This is a genomic window from Pseudoprimorskyibacter insulae (assembly GCF_900302505.1).
Lineage (GTDB): Bacteria > Pseudomonadota > Alphaproteobacteria > Rhodobacterales > Rhodobacteraceae > Pseudoprimorskyibacter > Pseudoprimorskyibacter insulae.
This window is the reverse complement of the sequence record NZ_OMOJ01000001.1, coordinates 622,569-646,361: the sequence shown is the minus strand read 5'-3', so window position 1 is coordinate 646,361 and position 23,793 is coordinate 622,569. Positions and strand designations below refer to the sequence as shown.

The following is a 23,793-nucleotide window of genomic DNA, read 5'->3' as shown; positions in this document are numbered from 1 at the left end:
GGGTTCAAGACCTGATCTGAGAAAAATTCCATTATTCTTCCGGTGCATCCCGTTTCAGCAAGTCGTCCTTCTCAGTGTCCTGCCGCTCGTCCTCAACTATACGCTCCAACTGGGTTTCCATAGTGGCCGCAACGTCCTGAATATCGGTGATATCTGCGGGTTCAGGCGCGATATCCACGCTCGGGCGGTCGGATTGCGAAATGAGCCTGTACGTCGGCTCAGGCAAGGCGATGCCCTCTGCCTCAAGCGCCAGTTTTACTAGGCGAATCGCTTCACCGCGTGCGGCGACAAAGCTGGTCGTGTGCTGTTCGATCCATGCGGTCATGCGCATGGTCACCGTACTGTCGCCCAATTCTTCGATCCACACAGCGACCGCTGGTTCCTTGAGCACAAATGGCAGGTTCTTCAGCGTCGTCTCGGCAATTTCGCGGGCCTGAGCCAGATCCGCATCCGCCGCGACGCCGAAATCGAACATGAACCGGCGTTCATCATTGCGGGTGAAGTTGACGATTCGGCTTTTGAACACGGTCGCGTTGGGGATTCGGATGTGATTGCCATCAAAGCTCAGTAGAATGGTCGCCCGACTGGTTAGGCGGATCACTTTGCCGGTGTCCCCCCCAATCTCAATCGTGTCATTGGGGCGAAAAGGCTGTCGGATCGACAACATGATCGAGGCAATAAAGTTTTCGACCGTGTCTCGAACCGCGAAACCAATCGCAAGACCAATGATCCCCGCCGCGCCAAGGATCGTCGACAACAACGCCACCGCCCCAAGAATATCCAAGGCAACGACGATCCCGGCGACCAAAAACGCCAGCCGGATAATGACCCGCAAGATATCGGCGATAAAGGCATTTGGCGCGATTCGATCCCATGGCTGGCGCATCCGGGCCAGAATGATCCCAAGGAACAATACGATCAGGAAGGCAGCAAATGCCACGCCCGCAAGCGGCAAGAACGCGACAAGCTGATAGAACCGTTCAAAAAATCGTTCGACCGCCGGATTTAGGCGCTGCACCACATCGGTGGTTTCCTCCACCTCATTGCGGATCGCGACCACCCCTTCCACGCGTCCGACCAGCGTGTTCAGACGATCAGCGGTATCGCCGTCCAGCGTGGTACCCCGCAGGGTCACGATGCCTGAACTGACGGCGACGGTCACGTCCTCATACCCGTCCAGCCCAGCCAGAATTTCCCGGATTCGAACCGCGACAGCCGCATCATGTTCGGCGCTGTCTTCGACCTGAATGGTTCCGGTTGGTTGCGCCACAGTCTGAGCAAGGCCGGAAAACGGAATAACTAGCAGCAGCAAAGCAAAAATCAGGCGCATGGGATGTATCTGTTCATTGAAATCACTCCAACATGACCGCCCTTGCCCCCTCACTCAACCCTCAATCCCGGAAAGGGTATGCGCGAAAGCAAATTGCGCCCGCCCTGCCCGCTTGGAGGCGTAAAGTGCCCGATCCGCTTCTTCGATCATTTGGTCGATCCGGTAACCGGAATAGTCGCAAGACCGGGCGATGCCGATGCTGGCCGAAATCTGGCACGTCACTGTGCCAAAGGTGATCGGCACCTCCAATGCCGCAATCAGGCGACTGGCCAAGTCTGACAAACGGGCCTGATCCAGTAACCCATCGAAAATGAGCGTAAATTCATCGCCTCCAACGCGCGCGACGGTGTCTTCGTCGCGCGTTTCTGACAAAAGCCTGCGCGCCACTTCTTGCAAGACATGGTCCCCGGCCCCGTGGCCATGGGTGTCATTGACCTGTTTGAACAGATCCAGATCCAGCTGAACCAACGAGAAATTGCGCTGGACCGCGCCCATGCGGGATAGCACATGGTCCAAGGCCCGCCGGTTCGCCAGCCCGGTCAATGTATCGGTGAAGGCTTGGGTTTCGGCCGATATCCGCGCCACCTGCAACCGCTGGTTCAACGACCGAGAAGCATCCATCGCAGCCGTTTTCGCCTCTAGCAGATAGAGCATTTCGACCGTTAAATCAGTCGGTTCAAAGTCGGCACTGGTCAAACCATGGCTGCGAATGTCTTCGACCAATTGGATGCCGAAGGCCAGTTTCAAGATCAATCCGCCGTCTGGCAATGGTGCTAGAACGCCTCGAAACGTCTCTCCCGACTGACGATGACGCAGGCGCAGGCGGCGCTTTGACAAGGTTCGAAGCCCCGGCATATCTGTGGCCGACGCGGGCCGCAGACATTCGAACAGATCCAAAAGATGCCGCCCAAGACTATGCGGAAACACCTTCCGCGCAGTCGGACCCAGATGCACGATCATCCCGGTGCCGTCGGTTCGCATATGCATCGGGCACAAAATATCCAACGCATCCATCATCTATTCGGCAACCTTTTGATCGCCGGACACCTGACCGGCCAAGTCAAACGCCCTGCCGTCGGCGAAATTGGCATCGATCACCCGGATTGAAATCGTGTCCCGCCCCGCTTGACGTTCCAAATGCTCCAACAAGACCAAGGTGCCGTAATCATCGGCCATCGCCCTGATAATGCCGACAAAAACATGCCCGAACACATCATGCGGGCCAGTCAGATCAAGGGCGAAATGAAAGGGTTCCACATCCCGCAGACGCATCGTAGGCAGATCAAGATCTGGCACCGCCATGCGCGCGCGATCCGGCAAATCATCCAAGGAATGCAGAAAATCGGTAAAATCCGTACCGGCAAAGCGCAGCAAGCGCCGCAAGGCCTGCGTATTGGGATGCGACACCAAATAGATGCCCACATCTTCAAGAACCACATCGCGCGGTTTGCCCAATTGCTGCGTCACCGCCTGTAAAACATCAAAGGTTTTGCTGTCGGGATAGCTCAGCATCGCCTCAAACGTGGAAAAGCCCAGATTGGCCGCACTGACGACACGGTCCCAGCTTTCGGCCCCGTAGGAATCCCGAACAAAACACTCAATCGATCTATTAACCAAACCATGCATGACACCTAGGCCCAATTCCTCAAGCTGAGTGAGCCTAGACCGCAAAGTCTTAAGATCCCGGAAATACCCTCAGGCCGAATGTCAGAGCTGCGAAAGCCAGCCCGGCAGATGGCCGATATCGGGCAAAACCGCATCGGCATATCGCAGCAGCGAGGCCGCATTGGCGGGCCCGGTCAAAACGCCAACCGTTTGCATGCCCGCGGCCCGCCCCGCCATCAGATCATGCGTGCTATCGCCAACCATCACCACCCGTTCCGGCGCAAGGTCAAACCGGTCAGCAAAGGCCAACAGCGGCGCGGGATCGGGCTTGGCGCCGAAACCGCTATCGGCCCCGGCGATGAAATCGAACCGCGCGCCAACGCCAGCCGCCTCCAAATGGCTGACGGCGCCATGTTCGGTATCGTTGGTCATCACGCCCAGCCGCAAACCCATGTCGGCCAGACGGTCCAACAGCGGGGCAAGCGGTACGGCAGGGGCAAGCGGGGCTTGCGCCGAAGTGACGGACAAATAGCGATCCAGCCCATCGATGTCCCAGCCCGGCAAGTACGGCACCAAGCATTCTGCGGCCTGACGGTTTGTCCCGGCAATCACCGGGCTGTCGGGCAGGAACGTCCCGGTGGACAGATCAAACCGGACCGCACCGGCCAATTCGCCCAATCGGCTTGCCTGTCCTTCGGCCAGATCCTCAAGGACATGGCGCGCCCAGACATCCCAAGTGGCGCTGAAATCGAACAATGTGCCGTCCTTGTCGAACAGCACGCCATCCACCCGCGATGTGGTCATGTCCAATGTACTTGTTCTCCGCCCGGCAAATGCATTCGCGCCTGCATCACGTCCTCATAGGCGCAGCCATTGGCATCGGCAAAGCCGGTCAGCCAGGCATCGTCCATCAGTAGAAAATCCAGAACCGCGCCTTGCATGGCAGGGTCGGCCACGCCTTCGCGAATGTCATCCAAGCTGGCCCCGGTCGAGCCCAAAAAGATCGGCAATAATTCGTCGTTGCCAACAAGCCATGAAATCGCCTGAAGGCCGATCGTTTCGGCCGCGGTCTGAGAAATTGCCAAGGGACTGCCTCCGGAAACCTTTTGTTAACCACAAGTATAAAGACTGCACGGTGTTGAAATGCAAGGTAAGGCGCAATCAGCCATGGGCGGTACGATTCTGATTGCGCATCAGGTGGCGATAGAACGGATCCTGCTGCGCGAATTCCTCGATTCCTCGTTCTACGATGTGGTGTCTGCCGCGTCAGACCATGAAACGTTTGAACGATTGCAACGCGGCGATATCGACGTGGCACTGGTTCAGGCAGGCATGATCCCGCCGGACGCCATGCGGCAATGCTGCGTCTCGCCGCCCGCCATCGTGTCACTTGTTGGCCATTCACCCGAAGCGCGGGTTGCCGCGCTGACCGATGGGGCCAATGATGTGGTGACTTGGCCTGCCGATGCCCGCTATCTGCTGGCCCGCATCCGTACCCTGATCAAACACCGCAACGCCGAGGCAGAGGCGACGGCTCAGCGCATTGCCCGGCAAGCGATTGGCCTAGCGGAAGGGGCGGCCGGCTTCGCCCATGCCAAACGGATCGCGGTCGTGTCACCATCGGCCCCGCGCGGAACGACTTGGGCGAATGCCTTGGCGCGTCACATCCCCGATCAGGTGGTCACCCTGCCCGAAAGCGCCATCGCCGCAGCGTTGCAGAACGGTGGCCGGTACGATGCCTTTGTGCTGGACGGTCTGGCCGCAGACCGCACGACGCTGGCACTTTTGGCCAACCTGCGCACCCTGCCAAGCGCGGCGGATGCTGTTGTTCTGCCGGTGTTCGATCAGACCCCCAGCCTGTCGGCCAGAGCGCTCGATATGTCGGCCGATGATGTCTTGCCGCATGGGTTTGCGCCGGAAGAACTGGCCTTTCGGCTGACCCGTCAACTGCGCCTGCGCGATATGGCCAAGCGTCTGCGAACGGAGGCTGAAACAACCCTCGCCACGGCAATGCAGGACCCGGTTACCGGATTGCGCAGCCGTCAATTTGCCCTGCCGCAACTGGACCGGATCGCAGCGCAGGCACAGGCATCGCAAAGCCCATATTGCCTTGTGGTGATTGGCATTCGCCCAATCAGCCCTCTGCCCGGCATCGCGCCCGAGGAAGGCCAGCTTCGGCGCATTGCCAATGGGATTCTGACACATCTGCGCCCGACGGATCTGGCCACCCGCATAGGGGCCGATCAGTTTCTGATCGCCTTGCCGCACACCGGCCCGGCTGAGGCGCGTCGCATCGCGTTGCGCCTTAGGGGAAGTGTGGAACGACAGCGGCTAGGGGTGGCCGTGCAAACCGGCATGGCCATTGGCCAACCCGACGGGCAACCCGCCGAGGCGACCTTTCGAACGGCCGTGCTAAACTTGCACGCGGCAAGCCACGAAACCATCACGCAAGATTGGCCCGCGCCAGCGCTGCCCCCGCTGCGCGAAGCGATCTAGCGGCGATCCCCATCGGGGCGACGTTTGCCAAAGCTTTTCAGCTCGGCCTCAAGCCGGTCGGCATAGGCGCGGCGGTCCGCGTCCGACATCTGCGCGATATGTTCAGCCAAGGCACGTTGCCCAGCAACCAAGCGATTATTGGCACGTGTGGACTGACGAAGCATCAGTTCCTGAAAAGCGGCGGGGTCAAAGGGGCTGCTGCGCAACATCTCAACCGCCTCGCGGTATTCGCCAACCAAGGCTGTGCGGCGCGGACGTTCACCTTCAAATTCGCGCTGCATGCGTTTCCACAGATCGCGCTTTTGGCCCATATCCAGCGACTTGGTATAAGGTGCGGCGGCATCGCGCGGCGGCGGCGGCAGATGTGCACCATTGCGCCCAACCGCGGCAAATCCCACGACCAAACCAATCACCGCCAAGTTCAACGCCAGCGATGAAATCAGGACCAAACGCAGCGGCCAGCCCATGCGCGATTTCTTTTCCGTCTCAGCCATGGCTTATCCTTCGCTAAAGGCCAGATCGAACCCGCTGAGCGGATCTGCGAATGAACCTGAACTGTCATAAAGCCCCGCCGACACTCCGAAAAGGTCGGAAACGCTATCGCTCATGGCTTCGGGGGGAACGGCGCCAATCCAGACACCCGCGACAGTGGCCGCAGCCAAGCCCGCAATGGCGGGCCAGCCGCCGATGCCGGACAGGATTTGCTGCCACCAGCTTGGCGCGGGTGTGTCCACCTGCCGAACAGGCTGTTCGGCCAGCGCCATCGCCTGCATTCGGGCCATGAAATCGCCACTTGGCAACGGCGCGTCGTCCCGCGCGGCGGTGAAGTACGTGTCTAGCATGTCTTCGGTGCGCTTATCAGTCATCCGTATACCCCAGTTCGTCTTTTCGGCCCCGCAGGATTTCGGCCAAGGCGCGTTTGCCCCTGGCCACCAAACTTTCCACGGCACGAGGGCCTATGTCCATGATCGCCGCGATTTCCGGCGTTCCCAATTCTTCGATATGGCGCAGCACAACCGCCTGCCGTTGCCGGTCGGGCAAGTCGTGCAAGGCCGATTGCAGGGCATCGGCGCGGGCGCGTTCTTGCATTGCGCTATCTGCACCGGGGCCGTCATCTGCCATCTCTGGCATGTCTTCCATGCCAGAGGGCCGCTTGCGCCGCACCCGATCGGTGCACAGATTGGCCGTCACACGGTAAAGCCAGGTGCTGACCTTGGCCTCACCTTCGCGCCAGTTCGGTGCAATGCGCCAAAGCCGCAGCAAGGCCTCTTGTGTCACATCCTCGGCCTCGGCCCGGTCGCCAAGCAGGCGATAGGCATGCCCATAGACCCGTGGCGTCAGCCGCGCCGTCAAGGCACGCGCCGCCGCCGCATCGCCAGTGGCATAGCGCGCAAGCAATGCATCATCGGTTTCGTCGCTTGAGGCGTCGTAGGGCATGGTCATGTCCTGATCGGCGTACTCTTATTCCTGTGACCTGACAATCGTCAGATCGGAGGGGCCGCCATCAAGACGGCCCGCCCGAACCTGTTAGTGCGACTTCTTACCGAAGCCACGCTCGCCTTTGCCTTCACCGCGCGGACCGCGCATCTGCTTGGCGGCGTCCAGTTCGGCTTGCGACACGGCGCCATCGCCATCGGTGTCCAGACGTTCGATCATCGACTTTGCACGGTCAGCATCGTTGCCCGGCATTTCATCTGCGGTGATCTTGCCATCCTTGTTGGCGTCCAGACGGTCCAGCATGCGCTGGCCCATATTGGCGCGGCGCTCCGCTTCACGCTTCTCAGCGGCAGCGGCCAGTTCTTCGGCGCTCAGGGCACCGTCGCCATCGGTATCGGCCTCAGCGAACTTGGCGGCGCGATGTGCGTCGATTTCGGCTTGGGTGATCTTGCCATCGCCGTCTGCGTCGATGTCTTCAAACGGGGCCATCATGCCGCCGCGCATACCCTTGCCGCCCATTTGGCCGCCACTCTGGTGCGCCATTGCGGTGCCTGCCAGAAGTGCGAAACCGGTTGCCAAAGTCGTCGAGATAATCAAAGCGCGTTTCATAGGTGTCTCCTTCCTAGTGAAGTCATAAAAGCGTTGCCTCTTGTTCGCTTTCTGAAGACTAATACGCAGCGGCCCGCACCTTCCGTCGCTGGTTCTCAAAAAAACACATCACGCTTCTGTGATTTGCGACATCCAGCCGCAAGGACAGTTTGGACAGTTTATTTTACCGCAAACATCCTTGACCATCGGCCGATGGGAGCGATGAGGAAACCGTTTTGACCGACACGACACAAACCCTGGATGACCGCCCGACGATGCCGGCCATCTGGAAGGGATGGCGCCGGAAATGCCCGAACTGTGGCACTGGCCCACTGCTGAAAGGCTATTTGAAAGTCCGTGACACCTGTCAGGTGTGCCGCGAAGAACTGCACCACCAGCGGGCCGACGATGGGCCCGCCTATCTGACGATCTTGATCGTGGGGCATATTATGGCGCCCGCGCTTTTGGTCGTGTTTACAACTTGGCGGCCTGAGCCGCTGATCCTGTTCACGATTTTTGCAGTTGGCTGTATTGGTTTGTCGCTCTATCTTCTTCCAAGATTGAAAGGCGTTGTCGTTGCGATCCAATGGGCACGCAAGATGAACGGCTTCGGAAATAAGGCGGGTTAGCCGCCGTTTGGGGGGACATGCCGCAGAGTATCGACAAGACAGCCATTCGGGATGCCGCCACGGTGATCGTGCTGCGCGATTCCGAAACGCGTCCTCGTGTCCTGATGGGCCAGCGCGGCGCCAAGGCCGCCTTCATGCCCAACAAGTTCGTCTTTCCGGGCGGCGCGGTGGATCGCGCCGATGATGCCATTTCCCTGGTCGAACCTTTAAGCGAACTCTGCCGCAGACGGCTGTTCGAAGATTCGGATCATGACCGCAGCCATGCCTTGGGCGTGGCAGCAGTGCGCGAACTTTGGGAAGAAACCGGTCAGATCCTTGGCACCGAGGGCGACTGGAATGGCGATGTGCCGGACGATTGGACCGGCTTCGCCGAGAGTGGCCACCTGCCCACCGCCGCCCCGATGCAGTTCGTGTTCCGCGCCATCACCCCTCCGGGACGGCCCCGCCGCTTTGATGCACGGTTCTTTATGCTTCGGGCCGAAGATCTGGTCACCGATCTGGACGATTTCAGCGCCGCCACGGATGAACTGAGCCATTTGCAATGGATCCCCGTGGATGAGGTGCGCAACTTCGATCTGCCCTTTATCACTGAGGTGGTTCTGGCCGAAGTCGCAGCCCGTGCCAAAGACCCGCGCCCGCCCACCTCGGTGCCGTTTTTCCGCAATGACGATGAGGAAAGCCTGTTCCTGCGTCTCCGCGGATCGCCGATGCCGGACTAAGCCAGCAGCACCAGCACCACGATCGACACGCCCAGCAAAGCGATGCCGCCCAGTTCGCGCCGCGTTACCGTTTCGCGGAAGAACAGGACCGATGCGATCAGCGACAAGACCAGTTCGATCTGGCCCAAGGCCTGAACATAAGCGGCGGTTTGCAGCGTGAATGCCGTGAACCAGCCAAGGCTTCCCGCCATAGAAGTCAGCCCCAATAGCGCGGCGCGGCGTCGAGCTTTCCAAACGGCGGTGATCTGTCCCGGCTCGCGAAGCCGCAGCCAAATCGCCATGGCCAAAGCCTGCGACGTGGTCACACATAATAATGTCACGCCCGACCGCACGAACGGGTCGGCGCTTGCCAATTGCAGCGACGCGCCGCGATAGCCCACCGCCGAAAACGCAAAGAACAGCCCCGAGGCCAAGCCCAGTGCTACCGCCGGACTGGCAATCCGCGCCAGACCTTTTGATCCGGCGGCGGGCATATCCGACAAAAGCAAAACCCCGCCCAAGCCGATGAAAATCGCCAGCCAGCCGCCAGTGCTGACGGCTTCGCCCAAGATGATCAGGCCGACCAGCGCGGTCAGGATGACTTCGGTCTTTTTGAAGGTGATGCCGACGGCAAAGTTGCGCCGCCCGAACAGGGCCACAACGCAGATCGTCGCAAAGATCTGCGCCAGCGCCCCCATCATCGCATAGCCCCAAAAGGCCAGCGACAGATCGGGAATGCCCTGCCCGGTCGTCAGCAGATAGCCGCCAACACAGACCCATGCCGCCGGGGCGGCATAGGCAAAGCGTGCAAAGGTAGAACCCGTGGCGCTTAGCGCGCCCATGCTCAGCAACTTGTGAAGGATGAACCGCAGCGTTTGGAAAAACGCAGCGGCTAACGTCACAAGAACCCAAAGCTCTACCATAATGCGCGATCAGTACGGCATCGGGTGCGCTTTGTGCACCTCGTTCAAGGCGTCCATCACCTCATCCGACAGGCGCATGCCCGCCCCGTCCAAGATGCGCTTCAGTTGCGGGGTCGTGGTCGCGCCAAAGATCGACGAGGCCACGAACGGACGCTGCACCGAGAAGGCAATCGACATCTGCACCAGATCAAGGCCGAACTTATCGGCCACGGCCTGATAGGCGGCAACGGTTTCAAAGGCGCGGTCGGTGCGGCGACCACCCAGATCCCCAGTCCCGGCCATGCGCGACCCTTCGGGCACTTGGCCGTTCTGGTATTTTCCGGTCAGCAGCCCCGCCGCAAGCGGAGAATAGGGCAGCAGGCCCACATTTTCATTGCACAGAACCTCGGCCAGATCGATATCGGCCAGACGGCACATCAGCGAATATTCGTTCTGCACCGATTGCACGCGCGGCCCGCCCATCTGTTCGGCCACACGCAACCACATGGTCGTGCCCCAAGCGGATTCATTCGACAGACCGAAATGCCCGATGTTGCCTTTGTCCACTTGTTCTTGCAGCGCCTTCAGGCAGTCGGCCATGTGATCCATGGTGCGCTGGCGGTCCTGCGAAGACGGGTTATAGGCCCAGTTTTTGCGGAAGGCATAGCTGCCACGGTTGGGCCAGTGGAACTGATACAAGTCGATGTGATCTGTCTGAAGACGGCGCAGCGAGGCTTCGATCGTCCGGCCAATCGTCTCGCCCGAGATCGGCTCGCCGTCGCGGGCCAACGATCCGGCGCCGCTGTGTTTGGTGGCCAAAATCCAATCCTTGCGGCGGCCCGTTTTGGCAAACCATTTGCCGATCACTTCTTCGGTCAGGCCGACGGTTTCGGCCCGCACCGGATTGACCGGGTACATCTCGGCGGTGTCCATAAAGTTGATCCCGGCATCAAAGGCCAGTTCGATCTGTTCATGGGCATCCTCTAGCGCGGTCTGGTTGCCGTAGGTCATCGTGCCAAGGCAAAGTTCGCTGACCATCAGCCCGGATTGGCCAAGGGGGTTCATCTTCATTGCGTCTCTCCTGTTGGAATTGTCGCGATCCTAACGCCGCCGTCCCTGAGGACAAGACCTCAGCGGCGCAGCGATGCGACCAAAGTTGTGCCTAGGAAGATCAGCGCGGCGGCGGTGACTATGGTCGGGCCGGTAGGCGTGTCAAACTGAAACGCGCCCCAAAGGCCAGACAATGCCGACACAACGCCAATCCCTGCGGCCCAAGCAACCATTGCTTCGGGCGTGCGGGCCAAGGGCCGCGCGGCGGCGGCAGGCACCAACAGCAGCGCAGCGATCAGCAAGACCCCGACCACCTTAATGGCCACCGCAACAACAACCGCCAGCGCAAGTGTCAGGATCAGACCTTCGCGGCGCGGGTCGATGCCGCTGGCCTGCGCCAGATCAGGGCTAAGCGTTGCGGTCAGCCACGGCGACCAGCGCCACGCGATCAGTCCCGCGACCAAAGCCGCGCCAATCCAGATCGTAGTCAGGTCCGCCGGGGTCACGGCAAGAATGTCGCCAAACAGATAGGCCATCAGATCCAGCCGCACGCCCTGCACAAAGGACACCGCGACCAATCCAACCGCCAAGGCCGAATGCGCCAGAACGCCCAATAGCGTGTCCATCGCATGGCCGCGCTCGCTCAGCCAATAGACCGTCATGGCCATCATCAGCGCAATCGCCATCGCCCCGGTGAAGACCGGCAGATCCAAGGCCAAGGCCAGCGCCACACCCAAGACCGACGCATGGGCGGTCGCGTCACCGAAATAGACCATCCGCCGCCAGACCACGAAACAACCAAGCGGTGCTGCGGCCAGCGCAACCCCCACCCCGGCCAAGGCCGCGCGAAGAATGAAATCGTCGATCAATGCTCTGCCCCGTGCGAATGGTCGTGGTCGTGGTCATGGTCATGGTGGTGATCGTGGTCATGACGATAAAGCGCCAAGGCCCCCTTGGTGCCGGTGCCGAACAGCGCCCGGTACTCCGGGGCCGAGGCCACGATGTCGGGCGTGCCGTGACAACAGACATGACCGTTCAGGCAAACGACCCGATCCGACGCGCTCATGACCACGTGCAATTCGTGACTGACCATCAATACCGCGCAGCCCATGGTTTCACGCAGCTCTTCGATCAAGCGGTAGAAGGCGGCAGACCCCGGCTGGTCGAGACCCTGCGTCGCTTCATCCAGCACCAGAAGGTTTGGCCGCGTCAGCAAAGCCCGCGCCAGAAGAACGCGTTGGAATTGCCCGCCCGACAGGCCCGACATGGGACGTGCCGCCAGATCGGCCACACCAGTGCGGGCCAAAGCCTCCATCGCCAGGTCATGCGGCACGCGCTGCGGCAAAGACAGAAAGCGCAGCACCGGCATGGGCAGTGTCGGCTCGATATGCAGCTTTTGCGGAACATAGCCGATGCGCAGGTCCGGGCTGCGCCGGATCTGCCCCGCTTGCAACGGCGCGGCCCCTACCAAGGCGCGGACCAAGGTGGACTTGCCCGACCCGTTCGGCCCGACGATGGTCACGATCTCTCCGGCGTCGATGCTGAAGTCCACAGATTGCAAAACCGTGTGGTCCCCATGCCGGACAGTCAGTCCGGTGGCGTCGATCAAACTCATTCAGGGGTCTCCGTACAGCGCGGGCACAGGCCCTCGACCTCGACCACCGCGCGCTCGATGGTGAACTGCGCCTTTCGCGCCGCCTCGTCAATGCCGCTGTCGCGCAGATCGGCTTCGGTTTCGGCCACGGTCTTGCAGGTGTTGCAGATCAGGAACGCGGGCGAATGGGCGCGGCCCGGATGGGAACAGGCGACAAAGGCATTCAGCCGTTCAATCCGATGCGCAAACCCGTGGGTGACCAGAAACTCCAACGCGCGATAGGCCACCGGTGGCTGCGAGCCGAGCTTTTCTTCGCGCAGGATCTCCAGAACGTCATAGGCCCCCATCGCGCGATGCTGCTGCAACAGGATTTCCAGAACCCGACGCCGGACCGGGGTCAATTGCAACCGGTGTAGCGCACAATAGGCATTGGCCATGGCGACCGCACCGCTAATGCATTTGTCGTGGTTGTGATCGTGGAACTGATGGGCCATGGGGCCTCCGGCTGACTTTTCGACTTGATATGTTATAATATCACAGATAACAAGCGCTCGATTTTAAGAATGGATCTGACATGCGCCTGACCTCTCTCACCGCCCTCGCCCTTGCCCTGCCTCTGGCCGCGCACGCCACGCCGAAGGTGGTGACCGACATCGCCCCCATCCATTCGCTTGTCGCGCAGGTGATGGACGGGGTCGGAACGCCCGACCTGTTGGTCAGTGGAGCGGCATCGCCGCATGGGTTCGCGCTTCGCCCGTCGCAGGCGCGGTTGGTGTCATCGGCCGATCTGATTGTCATGGTCGCGCATGATCTGACCCCGTGGCTGGAAGAAGCCGCCGAGGCATTGGCCCCGAATGCCGAACATCTGGAACTGCTGGATGTGGACGGCACCGTGCATCATGACTTGCGCGAAGAGGCCGTGTTTGACGAACGTGATCACAAAGAACACGACCACGACCATGGCGAAGAAGGTGTCGACCCCCATGCATGGCTTGATCCGCAAAACGCGCAGGTCTGGCTATCCGCGATTGCGGCGCAGCTCTCGGCGCTCGACCCAGACAATGCCGCCCGCTACGCCAGCAATGCCGAAACCGCGCGGGCAGCGCTGCAATCGCTGGAACTTACACTGTACGCAAGGCTGGAACCGGCGCAAAATGCAGCGATCCTGCCGCTGCACGATGCGTACCAGTATTTCGAACAGCGGTTTGACCTGCATTCTGTCGGTGCGATTGCCGCCAGCGATGCGCAGGCCCCCGGCCCCAAACGCCTATCCGACCTGCAAAACGCGGCGGACAACGTGGATTGTGTGCTGATCGAACCGCAGCAATCGGCCAAGCTGGCGCAGTCGATTTACGGGGATGCGGTGCCGTTGGTGACGATTGACCCGCTTGGCGGCGGGTTCGAACCGGGACTTACACTGTACGTCGAGACGCTGTCGGCCATGGCCGACAGCATTCTGGATTGTACAAGCGATCACTGAACCGATCGGATCGCCGGATAGGCCGCGCGGAAGGCCGCGTGCGCTTCGGCCCATTGGGCCTGCGCGGCGGCATCCGGCTCAATCGTTTCCTTGACGGAAGGGGCGTGCATCACTTCATCCGGGGCAACGCCGGTGGCCGCCGTCAACCCAAGACGCGCAGCACCCAGCGCCGCGCCAAACTCACCACCGCCCGGCAAAGTCAGCGGCACGCCTAGAATGGTCGCGATCAAACGCAACCAGTAGCGCGATGCCGCGCCGCCGCCGATGGCCATCAGGCTATCAATCTGCGCACCAGTCGCGGACAGCGCATCGAAACTGTCGCGCAGACCAAAGGCCACGCCTTCCAGAACCGCCGCCGTCAGCTCATCGCGGCCCGTGTCCGACCCAAGGCCGGTAAAGCTCCCGCGGATCATCGCGTCATTGTGCGGCGTGCGTTCACCCGACAGATACGGCAAGAACCGCACCCGACCCGGATCGCGCAAGGTGGCGCCAAGCGCACCTGTCAACTCAGCCGGTTTCTGGCCGGTGATGCGCGACAACCAGTTCAGGCTATCGGTCGCCGACAGCATGACACCCATCTGATACCAACGCCCCGGCACCGCATGACAGAAAGTATGCACTGCCGTTTCCGGCGCAGGTGCATAGCCATCGCGGGCGGCCAGCATCACACCCGAAGTGCCGAGCGAGACAAACCCCTGCCCTTCTTGCAACGCACCGATCCCACACGCGGCCGCCGCGTTGTCACCCGCGCCGCCCGCAACGGCGACATCTGCACCAACGCCCCACTTGGCAGCCAGATCGCCGCGCAAGGTTCCGGCCTTGTCGCTGCCTTCGACCACGCGCGGCATCTGATCGGCCCGCATATGGCCCGCCGCCAAAAGCGTCGGCGACCAATCGCGCGCGCCAACGTCCAGCCAAGATGTGCCCGCCGCATCCGACATGTCGGACACATAGTCACCGGTCAGGTAATAGTTCAGGTAAGCCGCCGGCAGCAGCACCTTGGCCACGCGGGCATAGATCTCGGGCTCATGCTTGCGCACCCAATCCAGTTTCGGCGCGGTAAAGCCGGGAAAGACGATGTTCCCGCTCAGCTCGCGCACCTGATCTGTATGATCCAGCGCCGCCGCCTCGACATGCGCGCGGGTGTCGTTCCACAAAATGCACGGGCGCAGCACCGCCCCTGTCTCATCCAGCAAGGTCGCGCCATGCATGTGACCGGCCACGCCGATTCCACGCAGGTTCGCAAAGGCCGGGCATGTCTTGCGCAGCTCGTCGACCGCGCCATCCAGCGCCGCGACCCAATCCGCCGGGTTCTGTTCAGACCAACCGCCCTTGGGGTTGGACACACTATAATGCCTCTCGACCGCGCCAATCGGTGCGCCGTCTGCATCCATCAACAAGGCCCGAAGACCAGACGTGCCAAGATCAATCCCTAGAAAACTCATGCGGGCGCCTCCCATAATCATCCCTGCGGTCCAAAACCGCCAACATGAGCAAACGCCCATGCCGCGAACAAAGGCCCAAAAAACGCCGCTCTGTCAAGCTGATGGCGAAGGCCCTCTGCTTTGCTGGTGCCCGCGGCCGGATTCGAACCGGCACGGCCTAGGGCCTAGAGATTTTAAGTCTCCTGTGTCTACCGTTCCACCACGCGGGCCAGCGCCGCGACCATACCCAATGGGACACAGGTGTAAAGTGGGATACCACTTCGCTTTTGCTTGACCGCGTCCCTGTTTCGTCCAAGGTGAGCGCATGTTTCCAATACGTGATCACAATCCCTCGGGGCGCACGCCCTATGTTACCTACCTGCTGATCGCGGCGAACATCGCGATCTTCTTGTGGGCCTTGCCGCTTTACGACAACGCCCGCGCCCTCAGTCAGTTTTACTATGATTGGGGTTTTGTCCCGGCGCGGTTCTCGGCGGGGGAAAACCCGGCGGGGCTGATCACCTCGATGTTCCTACATGGCGGATGGATGCACCTGGCGGGCAATATGCTGTTCCTGTTCATCTTCGGCGACAATATCGAAGATGAGCTTGGCCACCTGCCCTTTGCCGCCTTTTACATCGCGTCCGGCATCGCCGCCGCGCTCGCCCAATATGCATCTGGCCCCATGTCGCCCGTGCCAACGGTTGGTGCATCGGGCGCCATTGCCGGACTGATGGGGGCCTACCTTCTGATGTTCCCAAAGGCCAAGGTCGATGTCTTGATCATCTTTGTGATCTTCTTCCGCATCTTCCCGATTCCGGCTTGGATCGTCCTGATGGTCTGGTTTGGAATGCAGCTGATCAACAGCGTCGGATCTTCGTCGCTGGATGGCGGCGTGGCCTATTGGGCCCACGCGGGCGGGTTTCTCGCGGGGCTGATCATCATGGTCCCGGTCTGGATCAAACGCGGCGCCACCCAATACTGGACTCGCACCGAAGGTCATCCGCCCCACCCCGAAGCCAAATACCCGATGGCCAAAACCTCTATTCCGAAAGTGACACGCCGCAAATGACCACACGCCACCTGACTTGCCACTGCGGCACCGTTGAGCTGACGCTGCTCATGCCGCCCGCCGATCTGACAACCATGCGCCGCTGCGATTGTTCGTTCTGTCGCCGTCGCGGCGCGGCAGCCGTCAGCGTTCCCTTGGCGGGGCTTGCCGTCACCAAAGGGGCCGAGAATCTGACGCTCTACCAATTCGGCACCAACACGGCGCGGCATTATTTCTGCAAAACCTGCGGGATCTACACGCACCATCAACGGCGATCGAACCCGCTGGAATATGGCGTGAACCTTGGCGCGCTCGAGGGCATCAACCCGCGCGACTACGATATTGGCTGGGTCGATGGCGTGAACCATCCGTCAGACCAAACGCCCTAATCTGGTATTTTCTGACCTAAAATATCCTGGGGAGGCCGCGCATCAGCGCGGCCGGGGCAAAGCCCCAATCAGGCGTTGCGGATGGTCTTGGCGAAGCTGCCGAAAATCTGGTTGTTCGCGCAAAGGATCGAACCGCTCTCCAGCGGATCCTGATCTTGGCGAACGCCCTCGATCAGCGCTCCGGCCTCCAGCGCGATAATGTAGCCCGCGGCCACATCCCAGATGTTCAGCTCACGTTCCCAATAGCCTTCATAGCGGCCAGCACCGACATAGGCCAAATCAAGCGCGGCTGAACCAAACCGACGCACGCCCGCGCATTCCGGCATCAAGGCCGCAAGGTCGCGCATCGTGGCAGGCAGGGTTTTCTTGGCGGCGAAAGGAACCCCCGTGGCAAAGATCGACTCGATCATGCGGTGACGGCCCGACACACGAATACGGCGCGAGTCGTTCAGCCAGGCACCTGCGCCCTTTTCGGCATAGAACATCTCGTCCTTGGCCGGGTCGAACACGACGCCCGCCACGATCTGGCCCTTGTGTTCCAGCGCGATGGAAATCGCCCAATGCGGCAGCCCGTGCAGGAAGTTGGTCGTGCCGTCCAGCGGATCGACAATCCAGCGGCGCGTCGGGTCTTGCCCGTCTTGCGAACCGCCCTCTTCGCCCAGCCAACCATAGGTCGGACGCGCACCCAGCAGTTCTTCTTTCAGAATACGTTCGGCCTCGATATCGGCACGGCTGACAAAGTCGCCCGCACCTTTCATCGACACCTGCAGGTTCTCGACTTCGCGGAAGTCCTTCACCAGCGAACGACCCGCCTTGCGGGCCGCCTTAATCATGATGTTGAGGTTTGCGCTGCCCTGCATGACCCGAGGCTCCTAAATACGATCAGGCCGCGCGTATACGCGGCCTGCCCCCGTTTGCCAAGCCCGAAGGAGGTTAGCGATAGATAACGCCTTTGACACCTTCCGGTGCATAGATGCGCGGTGCCGGGGCGCTATAGGTCTTTTTCTTGTACACGGCCTTGGGCGCGAGCGTGTGATCGCCATAGCCCGGCGCCGTCGGTGTGCCGCAGCAGATCACCCCGCCCACGACCACCGGCTGAAGGCCAGCGGGGCAGTAGTTGGCTTTGGTCGGATAGGCGTAAATCTGGCCGCTATTGGGGTTGTTCGTGCCATCGCCCATATAAATGTCGCCCCAAGCAAGGGCAGAGTTTGCGGACAAGGCCAAAGCGGCCGCGGCGAAAAAGGGCGTAAATCGCATCGTGGAACCCCCGATGATTGCGCAATGTGTTGTGTCTGTTGCTGTTAAAGCTACCACCCTTGCGGGCCAAGTCAATTTATTCACGGCAGATCAGGTGAAAAACCCAAACCTACGCCGGATCCTGTGGCAGTGCGGCCTCGCTCCAATGCTCGCCCATGGCGACGATGCAGGACCGGCCCGAGGCATAGGTCATGACCATCGTCCATTCGCCCTCCCCGTCGATCCAGACCTCAAGCACCTCATCGGGGCTGCGCAGCCCCATGGCGCGTTGCGTCGCGCCCATTTGGCGTGTCAGCTTTTGCTTCATGGCCTGCGTTTCAAAACAGATCGCGTCCGAGAAGGACGACCCGGCATAGGCCGGGGCGGCGAGGATCAGCAGAAGGGGAAGAATGACTCTCATACCCCTCAGTGTAACAGATTTATGACAATTTCCCCAACAGATTTGGCCGTGGCGCAAAAAATACGCGGCCCGAAAGGGCCGCGCGCTGGTTCATGTGGCACTTGGCCTAGTGGTGATCGGCCAGTTTGCTGAACTCATCCTCCAGCCGGTGGCGCAGCTTTTTCGCGGCGGCTTTGACGGCATGGGGGATGTCCGAGGCATCGGCATGGGCGGCATAGGGGCGCAGGCCCTCGGGGCGGGCCTCAACCGTGGCGCGAATATCCTCGCCACCCTTGGGGCCGCGTTCGTCCTTCAGATGCACCTCGACGCGGGTCAGGCGCTTGGACAGGGGGGCCATCACATCGCTGACGATCTGCTCGCACACCTCGGCGAGGCGCTCGTCCCCATGGATGTTGTGGTCGGTGTTGATCTGGATATGCATCTGAGCCTCCTTGTTTTTTTCAGGCTATACGAGAGTCAGCTATGCCGCGTTTGATCTGGCGCAAGGGGGGCAAGGTTTTTTGTTTTGGTGGGGGTTGGGGGTGCGGCGCGGGGTGCCGTCCGGCTATTCTTGCGCGCTTGGGAATACAAATTCACGCAATGTACGATAAGCACCAGTAGAACCCAGCCTTAACTCAACACGATACATTCCAGACTTTGCAAAATGCAGTTCAGTTTTATTAACAACAATAACCAAACTGCCTTGCGCCTCCTTCAATTCGACTTCGAAATCAGAAGCAACGCTTGAAGACATGTCTACAACGAAATCAGACTCCAAGATTGCCTTTGTATCTGCTTCATGAATCAGGCGCAAATCAACTGATCCGTTAAACAATCCATCCACAACTAGTTCGACATAGATAGCGATCCGAGCGACGTCGGTACCTGCCTTGTCGTCAACCTCTGGCCCTGAAGGCGTGACGCCAATAAGAATGGCCGCCCCGTGCGCTTCTCGCCTAACCTCCTCGCAAAGGATTACCGAGTATTGCACCAATTCAGTCATTGAATCTTCCTAGGCGGATATTGCTCAACGTAACTTGAGGACCGAGAGGCATAAACAGACTGGAAAAGAGAACCTCCCTTTAGGGTGTTCTCCACTACAGAGAACTTACCGCTCTTATCCTTGTTCATAAGATAAAGCATTGGGATTGGAGCCCATTCCGCCCGTTTGAGGCCTGAGGAGAAATCTGTGTGCCGTGTGAGAACTTGAGCAACAAGTTCATTTAGTGTTTTCCCACTTGCTTGAGCTTCTTCTTGAAGTCTTCTATGAACGTCTTCTCCAACACGAACATTGAACGCCCCTTTGAAGGGGCGGTCAGGCTCTCGTCCATCGCTCTTGCAATCCTCAAGGTAATCATCAACCGCCGACTGGAACTCAGCCGTTAGATCCTCAACCTTCTCCGCCTCGTAGGTAACCAAGTCCCTAATGTGAAGAAGCTTTCCCCAAACTACTCCGTCTTCGACCGAAACCTCGGTTGAGCCAATGTAGCCCTTATATTTCAACTGCGTCAAAGCAGACCCTCTTCTTGCAACTGATGGCGCACTAAGCGCAAAATGTAGAGTTTGACCGTTGGTTTCGGATGCGGTTCATGCAAACAAATATCCGCTCGCCCCGCGCAACGAAACTTTTTCCGGGATCCACTACCTTCCCGAACTTCGTAACCAAACCCCTGCAAAAGTTTCACCAGCTCTCGCCACTCATAGTCCTTAGGACAACTCAGGAACCGCTCAATAGACTTATCGCGCTTAGTCATCCAGACTCTCTTGTAACTAACAATAGTTACTGACTTCAAAATGGCAAGATTTCAACAAAAATGTGAAGAAGCGCCTGCCATTTTCACCCAATAACCCCCATAAACTCCCGCCACTCGCCTTTGGACATGCCGGAATTCTCCTGAGTGACCTCTTCACCTTTCAGCATCCGGCGGACACAATCAAGGGCGGTGAAGGACAAAGTCGCGCCACCCATGCGGTAGTCTTCGAAGGCTTTGAAGGCAAAGGGCACCCAGTCGGCGACGACCTCGCAGATCGCCTCGGCATAGACGCGGATTTCGTATTGAGCGTGGGCGTCGGCACGCAGGCGCAGGAAGTGCAGAAGGTTGTGCAGATCGACCTTCCAGTACCATTGGGTGTAGATGTTGGCGGGCAGGTTCATGCGGGCCAGTTCGCGGGCAAGGCCCTGCTGGCCGTCCTGCGAGATCATCTCTTCGTAGTGGTCGTAGGCGCGCATGGCGTCGTCGCGCAGGTAGCGCAGCACGCGGTCGGCCTCTTCGCCGCTCAGGGCCTCGCCGCGGCCTTGGTTGTTGACGACCGATTGCGCGGCCAGCGCCTCGGGTGCGGGAATGTAGAATTCGCGGTCAAGGATCGAGTAGCGCGCCGAGTATTCGTTGACGTTGGCGGTGCGGTGGCGGATCCACTGACGGGCAACGAAGACGGGCAGTTTGACGTGCAGCTTGATCTCGCACATCTCGAACGGGGTCGAGTGCCAGTGGCGCATGAGGTAGCGGATCAGGCCTTCGTCGTTCTGCACCGACTTGGTGCCCTTGCCGTAAGACACGCGGGCCGCCTGACAGATCGCGCTGTCGTCGCCCATATAGTCGATCACGCGGACAAAGCCATGATCCAGCACAGGAATCGCCGAATACAGGTGCTTTTCGATGCCCGGCACGGTGGCGCGCAGGGTCTGGCTGGTCTGGCTGCGAAGGGCGTCGATATCGGCCTGTTGCTCGGGCGTGATTGGCATGGCGAATCCTCTGGCACAAGATTGGAGCCCTTAAACTATATCCTGTTGAACCCCGTGACCACACCACCAGATCGGGTGGAGGTATTTTCGCCGCAAAGCCGCCAAATTCCTGAAGAGCTTACCGCTTTTTGTTGACTTTCCTGCCCCACCTGCGGATTTTCAGGAAAAATCACGAAAGATATTAGCAGGCATCGAGGCAGGATATGACCCGCACATTGGCTTTTTTTGCAGCGCTTGGCGTTCTGACCGCCTGTAGCGGGGGCAATCCGCTGAAAACCGCTGAAACCGCGACGACAACGACGACCGGCAGCACGACCACCAATTCGCCGATCACCACGACGCGCAACCTGCCGTCGGGCACAACGAACGCCTCCGCGAACTCGGCCATTGTCCGGTATGAAACCCAGACCGAGGACAGCACCGGCGGCTATGCGATGAACATCGCCTACAATAATGACCAAGGTCAGGACGAATTCAACGTCGACAACCTGCCCTTCGATGGCGACAACAGCTATGTGCGTGGCAATACGGCCGGGGCGCAGAACACCATCGGCCAGATCGGATCTTTCGCGGTCTATGAGGCCGACAACACCACGGTCGACCCGGTGACCGGCACGACGATCAATACTTTCACCTACCGCGCGATCTATGGCCGTTCGACAAGCGGGGCGTCGGAATTCGCGATCATCCGGTCGGGCAGCTATGCGGGCTACGGGTTCGGCGGGTTCATCTATCAGCGCAACGAATTTGATGACGCAGGCAATACGGTCAGGCTGGTGATGCCGACCGAGGGCGACGCCATCTATCGGGGCGATTATTCGGGCATCCGTGTCTACGATGGCGTGTCCGGGCTGCACTATGTCGATGGCGATGCGGAAATGCTGATCGACTTCAAAGACTTCAACGACGACCAGCAAGGTGTTGCCCTGTTCATCTCAAACCGTCGTTTGCTGGATATCAACGGCAATGACGTGACGGCAAATTATTACTCGGCCATTGATGCGGCAGGTTCGGCCGCAGCGGTGCGCCGCACCGATGGTAGCGGCAACCTCGTTCTGCCGACCGTCACGCCAGTGGTGACGCCGGGTGTCGCGGATGACAATGGGGAACTGTTGCAAGGGCTCGGCTCGCTTCTGGCCTTCACCGATGGGACCATCGCCACCGAAGGCGAAGGCACTTATTACGCCATTATGTCCGGCGACAATGCCGAAGAAATCGTCGGGATCGCAGTGACCGAGGGCGACAACTACTGGGTCGATGGCACCACCTATCAGGAAACCGGCGGGTTCATCGTCTATCGTCAGTAACAGGCGCCGGGGGGCACCATGCGTTTTGTTATCGCCGCCATCACCGCACTGGCCCTGACACAAGGGCCGGTTGCGGCGCAGCAGGGCACCACGCTTAGCGGCACGTTTACCGCAGATCAAATGCGCGCCATCGCCGCTGATGCGGTGAATGCCGGGTATACCGCACAGGCCGCCGCCATAACGCAGCGCCTGCTGGAACGTGACCCGAATGACCTGAATGCCCTGCTGATCGCATCCCGCGCCGCCAAGGAAATGGGCCGCGCCAAAGACTCCCAGACATTCGCCCGCCGCGCCTGGAAATTGGCCGATGAGGATGTCGAGAAATACGCGGCATCGCTGGCCATGGCGCAGGCGCTCGCTGCGCAGGAACGCCGATCGCTTGCACAGTTGTGGCTTCGCCGCGCCGCCCAGCACGCCCATTCGCCGCAAGCCAAGCAACGCGCCTTGCAAGATTTCCGTCTGGTGAAGTTCCAAAACCCATGGACGACGACCCTGTCGTTCAATGTCGCGCCGACCTCAAACCTGAACGGCGGGTCCAGCAACGCGACCTTTAAAATCGAAGGACTGCCGGAGTTTACCCTGCAAGGCACGGCGCTGGCCCTGTCGGGTACCGAAATTTCGGGCGGCGTGACAACACGCTTCAACTTTGCCGAAACACAAACCGCGCGCTGGGTCTTGTCGGCGGGCATTTCGCACCGAACCTATCAGCTGTCGTCCGAGGCAAAAAAAACTGCACCCACCGCCAAGGGCAGCGATTTTGCCAGCACCAGCCTGATCTTTGGCTTGAACCATGACCGGATCGTATCGGATGCCGGGGCCGAAATCGGCCTGTCGTCTGGCCTTGCCCAGACGTGGTACGCGGGCAAACCCCTAACCCGCAGCCTGACCCTTGGGCTCAATGGCACCCTGCCCCTGACGTCTGGCAACCGCGTGACTGGAAGCCTTGACCATCAATGGCAACAGGGCCTGAACGGGCGCAAAGACGCCCGCATTCTGACGTCCGAGGCTGGTTTTGTTACCAAGATCGGCCAAAACACGCTGCGCTATGCGCTGTCCGGCACGCGCAGCCGGTCCGATGCGTCCTTCATGGATTATTCGGATGTTGAGATCAGCGCCCGCCTGTCGCTGGGCAAGCCGATCAAATCCACCTACCTTTCGTTTGAAGCCGCGCGCGGCTATCGACACTACGACGCGACCCCCTATTCGGCGGGCCCGCGCGAAGATTTCCGCACGACATTTGGCGCCACGGCCACCATGGCGGGGATCGAATATTACGGTTTTGTGCCAAGCGTCACGCTGAAACACTCGGTCACCGATTCAAACATCGGGCTGTATAACAGCGACGAAACCGGCGTCTTCATGGGCATCCGATCCGCGTTCTAAGGCGGCTCGACTTTCCTGCTCCGCGCGGTACTGTGCGTCACAACGCAAGCG

General features: G+C 60.2%; 31 protein-coding genes and 1 tRNA gene. 8 read left to right on the top strand and 24 right to left on the bottom strand.

Annotated elements, in window-relative coordinates; translation table 11 throughout:
* Positions 1–31: 31 nt before the first annotated feature.
* From PRI8871_RS03395 to PRI8871_RS03375, 5 genes are all read right to left on the bottom strand, one after another.
* Positions 32–1,330, bottom strand: a complete 1,299-nt coding sequence (locus PRI8871_RS03395) for a mechanosensitive ion channel family protein (protein WP_108884766.1) — start codon at positions 1,328–1,330, stop codon at positions 32–34.
* A gap of 54 nt (positions 1,331–1,384) precedes the next feature.
* Complete coding sequence (locus PRI8871_RS03390; RefSeq protein ID WP_245897757.1) at positions 1,385–2,317, bottom strand: GGDEF domain-containing protein; 933 nt, start codon at positions 2,315–2,317, stop codon at positions 1,385–1,387.
* A gap of 30 nt (positions 2,318–2,347) precedes the next feature.
* Positions 2,348–2,956, bottom strand: coding sequence for a heme NO-binding domain-containing protein (locus PRI8871_RS03385; RefSeq protein ID WP_108884764.1), 609 nt, complete (start codon positions 2,954–2,956; stop codon positions 2,348–2,350).
* Positions 2,957–3,037: 81 nt separating this feature from the next.
* Positions 3,038–3,739 carry an HAD family hydrolase gene (locus PRI8871_RS03380; protein WP_108884763.1) on the bottom strand — a complete coding sequence of 234 codons (702 nt, stop codon included), beginning with the start codon at positions 3,737–3,739 and terminating at the stop codon, positions 3,038–3,040.
* Entirely contained in the window at positions 3,736–4,020 is a 285-nt protein-coding gene (locus PRI8871_RS03375; RefSeq protein ID WP_108884762.1) for a DUF3572 domain-containing protein, read from the bottom strand. Before PRI8871_RS03375 ends, PRI8871_RS03380 begins: the two co-directional genes overlap by 4 nt.
* Positions 4,021–4,102: 82 nt before the next feature.
* Between PRI8871_RS03375 and PRI8871_RS03370 the strand changes: the two genes are divergently transcribed.
* On the top strand, positions 4,103–5,431 hold the full coding sequence (locus tag PRI8871_RS03370) for a diguanylate cyclase domain-containing protein (RefSeq protein WP_181389354.1): 1,329 nt from the start codon (positions 4,103–4,105) through the stop codon (positions 5,429–5,431).
* Here PRI8871_RS03370 and PRI8871_RS03365 read toward each other — a convergent pair.
* The 4 genes from PRI8871_RS03365 to PRI8871_RS03350 form a co-directional block, all read right to left on the bottom strand.
* Positions 5,428–5,925 (bottom strand): periplasmic heavy metal sensor, encoded by a 498-nt coding sequence (locus tag PRI8871_RS03365; protein WP_108884760.1) that lies wholly within the window; start codon positions 5,923–5,925, stop codon positions 5,428–5,430. The two genes, PRI8871_RS03370 and PRI8871_RS03365, sit on opposite strands and share 4 nt — an antisense overlap.
* Before the next feature lie 3 nt (positions 5,926–5,928).
* A complete protein-coding gene (locus PRI8871_RS03360) occupies positions 5,929–6,297 on the bottom strand; it encodes a hypothetical protein (RefSeq protein ID WP_108884759.1) in 369 nt (122 codons plus the stop codon).
* Positions 6,290–6,874, bottom strand: a complete 585-nt coding sequence (locus tag PRI8871_RS03355; RefSeq protein ID WP_108884758.1) for an RNA polymerase sigma factor — start codon at positions 6,872–6,874, stop codon at positions 6,290–6,292. Before PRI8871_RS03355 ends, PRI8871_RS03360 begins: the two co-directional genes overlap by 8 nt.
* A gap of 84 nt (positions 6,875–6,958) precedes the next feature.
* Entirely contained in the window at positions 6,959–7,477 is a 519-nt protein-coding gene (locus tag PRI8871_RS03350) for an EF-hand domain-containing protein (protein WP_108884757.1), read from the bottom strand.
* 254 nt (positions 7,478–7,731) lie between these two features.
* Here PRI8871_RS03350 and PRI8871_RS03345 point away from each other — a divergent pair, with 254 nt between their 5' ends.
* Together PRI8871_RS03345 and PRI8871_RS03340 are read left to right on the top strand one after the other, a co-directional pair.
* On the top strand, positions 7,732–8,085 hold the full coding sequence (locus tag PRI8871_RS03345; RefSeq protein WP_108885188.1) for a DUF983 domain-containing protein: 354 nt from the start codon (positions 7,732–7,734) through the stop codon (positions 8,083–8,085).
* Positions 8,086–8,102: 17 nt separating this feature from the next.
* Positions 8,103–8,804 carry an NUDIX hydrolase gene (locus tag PRI8871_RS03340; protein ID WP_108884756.1) on the top strand — a complete coding sequence of 234 codons (702 nt, stop codon included), beginning with the start codon at positions 8,103–8,105 and terminating at the stop codon, positions 8,802–8,804.
* Here the strand turns inward: PRI8871_RS03340 and PRI8871_RS03335 are convergent.
* The 5 genes from PRI8871_RS03335 to PRI8871_RS03315 are packed head-to-tail and all read right to left on the bottom strand — an operon-like array spanning position 8,801 to position 12,823.
* Positions 8,801–9,706, bottom strand: coding sequence for an EamA family transporter (locus tag PRI8871_RS03335; protein ID WP_108884755.1), 906 nt, complete (start codon positions 9,704–9,706; stop codon positions 8,801–8,803). The two genes, PRI8871_RS03340 and PRI8871_RS03335, sit on opposite strands and share 4 nt — an antisense overlap.
* 9 nt (positions 9,707–9,715) lie before the next feature.
* Complete coding sequence (locus tag PRI8871_RS03330) at positions 9,716–10,756, bottom strand: aldo/keto reductase (protein WP_108884754.1); 1,041 nt, start codon at positions 10,754–10,756, stop codon at positions 9,716–9,718.
* A gap of 59 nt (positions 10,757–10,815) precedes the next feature.
* Positions 10,816–11,604, bottom strand: coding sequence for a metal ABC transporter permease (locus PRI8871_RS03325; RefSeq protein ID WP_108884753.1), 789 nt, complete (start codon positions 11,602–11,604; stop codon positions 10,816–10,818).
* The gene (locus tag PRI8871_RS03320; RefSeq protein WP_108884752.1) at positions 11,601–12,350 is read right to left on the bottom strand and encodes a metal ABC transporter ATP-binding protein; all 750 of its coding nucleotides are present in this window, start codon (positions 12,348–12,350) and stop codon (positions 11,601–11,603) included. Before PRI8871_RS03320 ends, PRI8871_RS03325 begins: the two co-directional genes overlap by 4 nt.
* The gene (locus PRI8871_RS03315) at positions 12,347–12,823 is read right to left on the bottom strand and encodes a transcriptional repressor (protein WP_108884751.1); all 477 of its coding nucleotides are present in this window, start codon (positions 12,821–12,823) and stop codon (positions 12,347–12,349) included. Before PRI8871_RS03315 ends, PRI8871_RS03320 begins: the two co-directional genes overlap by 4 nt.
* An 80-nt stretch (positions 12,824–12,903) precedes the next feature.
* Between PRI8871_RS03315 and PRI8871_RS03310 the strand changes: the two genes are divergently transcribed.
* Entirely contained in the window at positions 12,904–13,809 is a 906-nt protein-coding gene (locus PRI8871_RS03310; RefSeq protein WP_108884750.1) for a zinc ABC transporter substrate-binding protein, read from the top strand.
* Here the strand turns inward: PRI8871_RS03310 and xylB are convergent.
* Both xylB and PRI8871_RS03300 read right to left on the bottom strand, forming a co-directional pair.
* Complete coding sequence (gene xylB, locus PRI8871_RS03305; protein ID WP_108884749.1) at positions 13,803–15,254, bottom strand: xylulokinase; 1,452 nt, start codon at positions 15,252–15,254, stop codon at positions 13,803–13,805. The two genes, PRI8871_RS03310 and xylB, sit on opposite strands and share 7 nt — an antisense overlap.
* A gap of 124 nt (positions 15,255–15,378) precedes the next feature.
* Positions 15,379–15,463: transfer RNA gene (locus PRI8871_RS03300), tRNA-Leu, on the bottom strand.
* Between the two features lie 95 nt (positions 15,464–15,558).
* Here PRI8871_RS03300 and PRI8871_RS03295 point away from each other — a divergent pair.
* Complete coding sequence (locus PRI8871_RS03295) at positions 15,559–16,305, top strand: rhomboid family intramembrane serine protease (RefSeq protein ID WP_108884748.1); 747 nt, start codon at positions 15,559–15,561, stop codon at positions 16,303–16,305.
* Entirely contained in the window at positions 16,302–16,673 is a 372-nt protein-coding gene (locus tag PRI8871_RS03290; RefSeq protein ID WP_108884747.1) for a GFA family protein, read from the top strand. The genes PRI8871_RS03295 and PRI8871_RS03290 overlap by 4 nt, the downstream gene beginning before the upstream one ends.
* A 68-nt stretch (positions 16,674–16,741) precedes the next feature.
* Here PRI8871_RS03290 and PRI8871_RS03285 read toward each other — a convergent pair whose 3' ends face one another.
* The 8 genes from PRI8871_RS03285 to thyX form a co-directional block, all read right to left on the bottom strand.
* The gene (locus PRI8871_RS03285) at positions 16,742–17,533 is read right to left on the bottom strand and encodes an inositol monophosphatase family protein (RefSeq protein ID WP_108884746.1); all 792 of its coding nucleotides are present in this window, start codon (positions 17,531–17,533) and stop codon (positions 16,742–16,744) included.
* Between the two features lie 73 nt (positions 17,534–17,606).
* Positions 17,607–17,930 carry a hypothetical protein gene (locus PRI8871_RS03280; RefSeq protein WP_108884745.1) on the bottom strand — a complete coding sequence of 108 codons (324 nt, stop codon included), beginning with the start codon at positions 17,928–17,930 and terminating at the stop codon, positions 17,607–17,609.
* Positions 17,931–18,039: 109 nt separating this feature from the next.
* Positions 18,040–18,330: a hypothetical protein gene (locus PRI8871_RS03275; RefSeq protein ID WP_108884744.1), complete on the bottom strand. Its 291-nt coding sequence runs from the start codon at positions 18,328–18,330 to the stop codon at positions 18,040–18,042.
* Positions 18,331–18,436: 106 nt separating this feature from the next.
* Entirely contained in the window at positions 18,437–18,751 is a 315-nt protein-coding gene (locus tag PRI8871_RS03270; RefSeq protein WP_108884743.1) for an HPF/RaiA family ribosome-associated protein, read from the bottom strand.
* 123 nt (positions 18,752–18,874) lie between these two features.
* Positions 18,875–19,312, bottom strand: coding sequence for a hypothetical protein (locus PRI8871_RS03265; RefSeq protein ID WP_108884742.1), 438 nt, complete (start codon positions 19,310–19,312; stop codon positions 18,875–18,877).
* Positions 19,309–19,821 carry a type II toxin-antitoxin system HicB family antitoxin gene (locus tag PRI8871_RS03260; protein ID WP_108884741.1) on the bottom strand — a complete coding sequence of 171 codons (513 nt, stop codon included), beginning with the start codon at positions 19,819–19,821 and terminating at the stop codon, positions 19,309–19,311. The genes PRI8871_RS03265 and PRI8871_RS03260 overlap by 4 nt, the downstream gene beginning before the upstream one ends.
* Positions 19,818–20,063: a type II toxin-antitoxin system HicA family toxin gene (locus tag PRI8871_RS03255; protein ID WP_108884740.1), complete on the bottom strand. Its 246-nt coding sequence runs from the start codon at positions 20,061–20,063 to the stop codon at positions 19,818–19,820. The genes PRI8871_RS03260 and PRI8871_RS03255 overlap by 4 nt, the downstream gene beginning before the upstream one ends.
* Positions 20,064–20,146: 83 nt before the next feature.
* On the bottom strand, positions 20,147–21,052 hold the full coding sequence (gene thyX / locus PRI8871_RS03250) for an FAD-dependent thymidylate synthase (protein ID WP_108884739.1): 906 nt from the start codon (positions 21,050–21,052) through the stop codon (positions 20,147–20,149).
* Positions 21,053–21,255: 203 nt separating this feature from the next.
* Here thyX and PRI8871_RS03245 point away from each other — a divergent pair, with 203 nt between their 5' ends.
* On the top strand, positions 21,256–22,359 hold the full coding sequence (locus tag PRI8871_RS03245) for a hypothetical protein (RefSeq protein WP_108884738.1): 1,104 nt from the start codon (positions 21,256–21,258) through the stop codon (positions 22,357–22,359).
* An 18-nt stretch (positions 22,360–22,377) separates the two neighbouring features.
* Positions 22,378–23,742, top strand: coding sequence for a porin family protein (locus tag PRI8871_RS03240; protein WP_108884737.1), 1,365 nt, complete (start codon positions 22,378–22,380; stop codon positions 23,740–23,742).
* The last annotated feature ends 51 nt before the right edge of the window (positions 23,743–23,793 follow it).

What these genes read in the sequence shown, in the direction of transcription:
- PRI8871_RS03265 (WP_108884742.1), bottom strand. Translation starts at nt 19,312, where the DNA reads ATGACTGAATTGGTGCAATACTCGGTAATCCTTTGCGAGGAGGTTAGG.
- PRI8871_RS03355 (WP_108884758.1), bottom strand. Translation starts at nt 6,874, where the DNA reads ATGACCATGCCCTACGACGCCTCAAGCGACGAAACCGATGATGCATTG.
- PRI8871_RS03320 (WP_108884752.1), bottom strand. Translation starts at nt 12,350, where the DNA reads ATGAGTTTGATCGACGCCACCGGACTGACTGTCCGGCATGGGGACCAC.
- PRI8871_RS03390 (WP_245897757.1), bottom strand. Translation starts at nt 2,317, where the DNA reads ATGCATATGCGAACCGACGGCACCGGGATGATCGTGCATCTGGGTCCG.
- PRI8871_RS03275 (WP_108884744.1), bottom strand. Translation starts at nt 18,330, where the DNA reads ATGAGAGTCATTCTTCCCCTTCTGCTGATCCTCGCCGCCCCGGCCTAT.
- PRI8871_RS03310 (WP_108884750.1), top strand. Translation starts at nt 12,904, where the DNA reads ATGCGCCTGACCTCTCTCACCGCCCTCGCCCTTGCCCTGCCTCTGGCC.
- PRI8871_RS03280 (WP_108884745.1), bottom strand. Translation starts at nt 17,930, where the DNA reads ATGCGATTTACGCCCTTTTTCGCCGCGGCCGCTTTGGCCTTGTCCGCA.
- PRI8871_RS03380 (WP_108884763.1), bottom strand. Translation starts at nt 3,739, where the DNA reads ATGACCACATCGCGGGTGGATGGCGTGCTGTTCGACAAGGACGGCACA.
- xylB (WP_108884749.1), bottom strand. Translation starts at nt 15,254, where the DNA reads ATGAGTTTTCTAGGGATTGATCTTGGCACGTCTGGTCTTCGGGCCTTG.
- PRI8871_RS03270 (WP_108884743.1), bottom strand. Translation starts at nt 18,751, where the DNA reads ATGCATATCCAGATCAACACCGACCACAACATCCATGGGGACGAGCGC.
- thyX (WP_108884739.1), bottom strand. Translation starts at nt 21,052, where the DNA reads ATGCCAATCACGCCCGAGCAACAGGCCGATATCGACGCCCTTCGCAGC.
- PRI8871_RS03290 (WP_108884747.1), top strand. Translation starts at nt 16,302, where the DNA reads ATGACCACACGCCACCTGACTTGCCACTGCGGCACCGTTGAGCTGACG.
- PRI8871_RS03365 (WP_108884760.1), bottom strand. Translation starts at nt 5,925, where the DNA reads ATGGCTGAGACGGAAAAGAAATCGCGCATGGGCTGGCCGCTGCGTTTG.
- PRI8871_RS03350 (WP_108884757.1), bottom strand. Translation starts at nt 7,477, where the DNA reads ATGAAACGCGCTTTGATTATCTCGACGACTTTGGCAACCGGTTTCGCA.
- PRI8871_RS03370 (WP_181389354.1), top strand. Translation starts at nt 4,103, where the DNA reads ATGGGCGGTACGATTCTGATTGCGCATCAGGTGGCGATAGAACGGATC.
- PRI8871_RS03245 (WP_108884738.1), top strand. Translation starts at nt 21,256, where the DNA reads ATGACCCGCACATTGGCTTTTTTTGCAGCGCTTGGCGTTCTGACCGCC.
- PRI8871_RS03360 (WP_108884759.1), bottom strand. Translation starts at nt 6,297, where the DNA reads ATGACTGATAAGCGCACCGAAGACATGCTAGACACGTACTTCACCGCC.
- PRI8871_RS03240 (WP_108884737.1), top strand. Translation starts at nt 22,378, where the DNA reads ATGCGTTTTGTTATCGCCGCCATCACCGCACTGGCCCTGACACAAGGG.
- PRI8871_RS03255 (WP_108884740.1), bottom strand. Translation starts at nt 20,063, where the DNA reads ATGACTAAGCGCGATAAGTCTATTGAGCGGTTCCTGAGTTGTCCTAAG.
- PRI8871_RS03340 (WP_108884756.1), top strand. Translation starts at nt 8,103, where the DNA reads ATGCCGCAGAGTATCGACAAGACAGCCATTCGGGATGCCGCCACGGTG.
- PRI8871_RS03330 (WP_108884754.1), bottom strand. Translation starts at nt 10,756, where the DNA reads ATGAAGATGAACCCCCTTGGCCAATCCGGGCTGATGGTCAGCGAACTT.
- PRI8871_RS03335 (WP_108884755.1), bottom strand. Translation starts at nt 9,706, where the DNA reads ATGGTAGAGCTTTGGGTTCTTGTGACGTTAGCCGCTGCGTTTTTCCAA.
- PRI8871_RS03395 (WP_108884766.1), bottom strand. Translation starts at nt 1,330, where the DNA reads ATGCGCCTGATTTTTGCTTTGCTGCTGCTAGTTATTCCGTTTTCCGGC.
- PRI8871_RS03385 (WP_108884764.1), bottom strand. Translation starts at nt 2,956, where the DNA reads ATGCATGGTTTGGTTAATAGATCGATTGAGTGTTTTGTTCGGGATTCC.
- PRI8871_RS03345 (WP_108885188.1), top strand. Translation starts at nt 7,732, where the DNA reads ATGCCGGCCATCTGGAAGGGATGGCGCCGGAAATGCCCGAACTGTGGC.
- PRI8871_RS03295 (WP_108884748.1), top strand. Translation starts at nt 15,559, where the DNA reads ATGTTTCCAATACGTGATCACAATCCCTCGGGGCGCACGCCCTATGTT.
- PRI8871_RS03285 (WP_108884746.1), bottom strand. Translation starts at nt 17,533, where the DNA reads ATGCAGGGCAGCGCAAACCTCAACATCATGATTAAGGCGGCCCGCAAG.
- PRI8871_RS03315 (WP_108884751.1), bottom strand. Translation starts at nt 12,823, where the DNA reads ATGGCCCATCAGTTCCACGATCACAACCACGACAAATGCATTAGCGGT.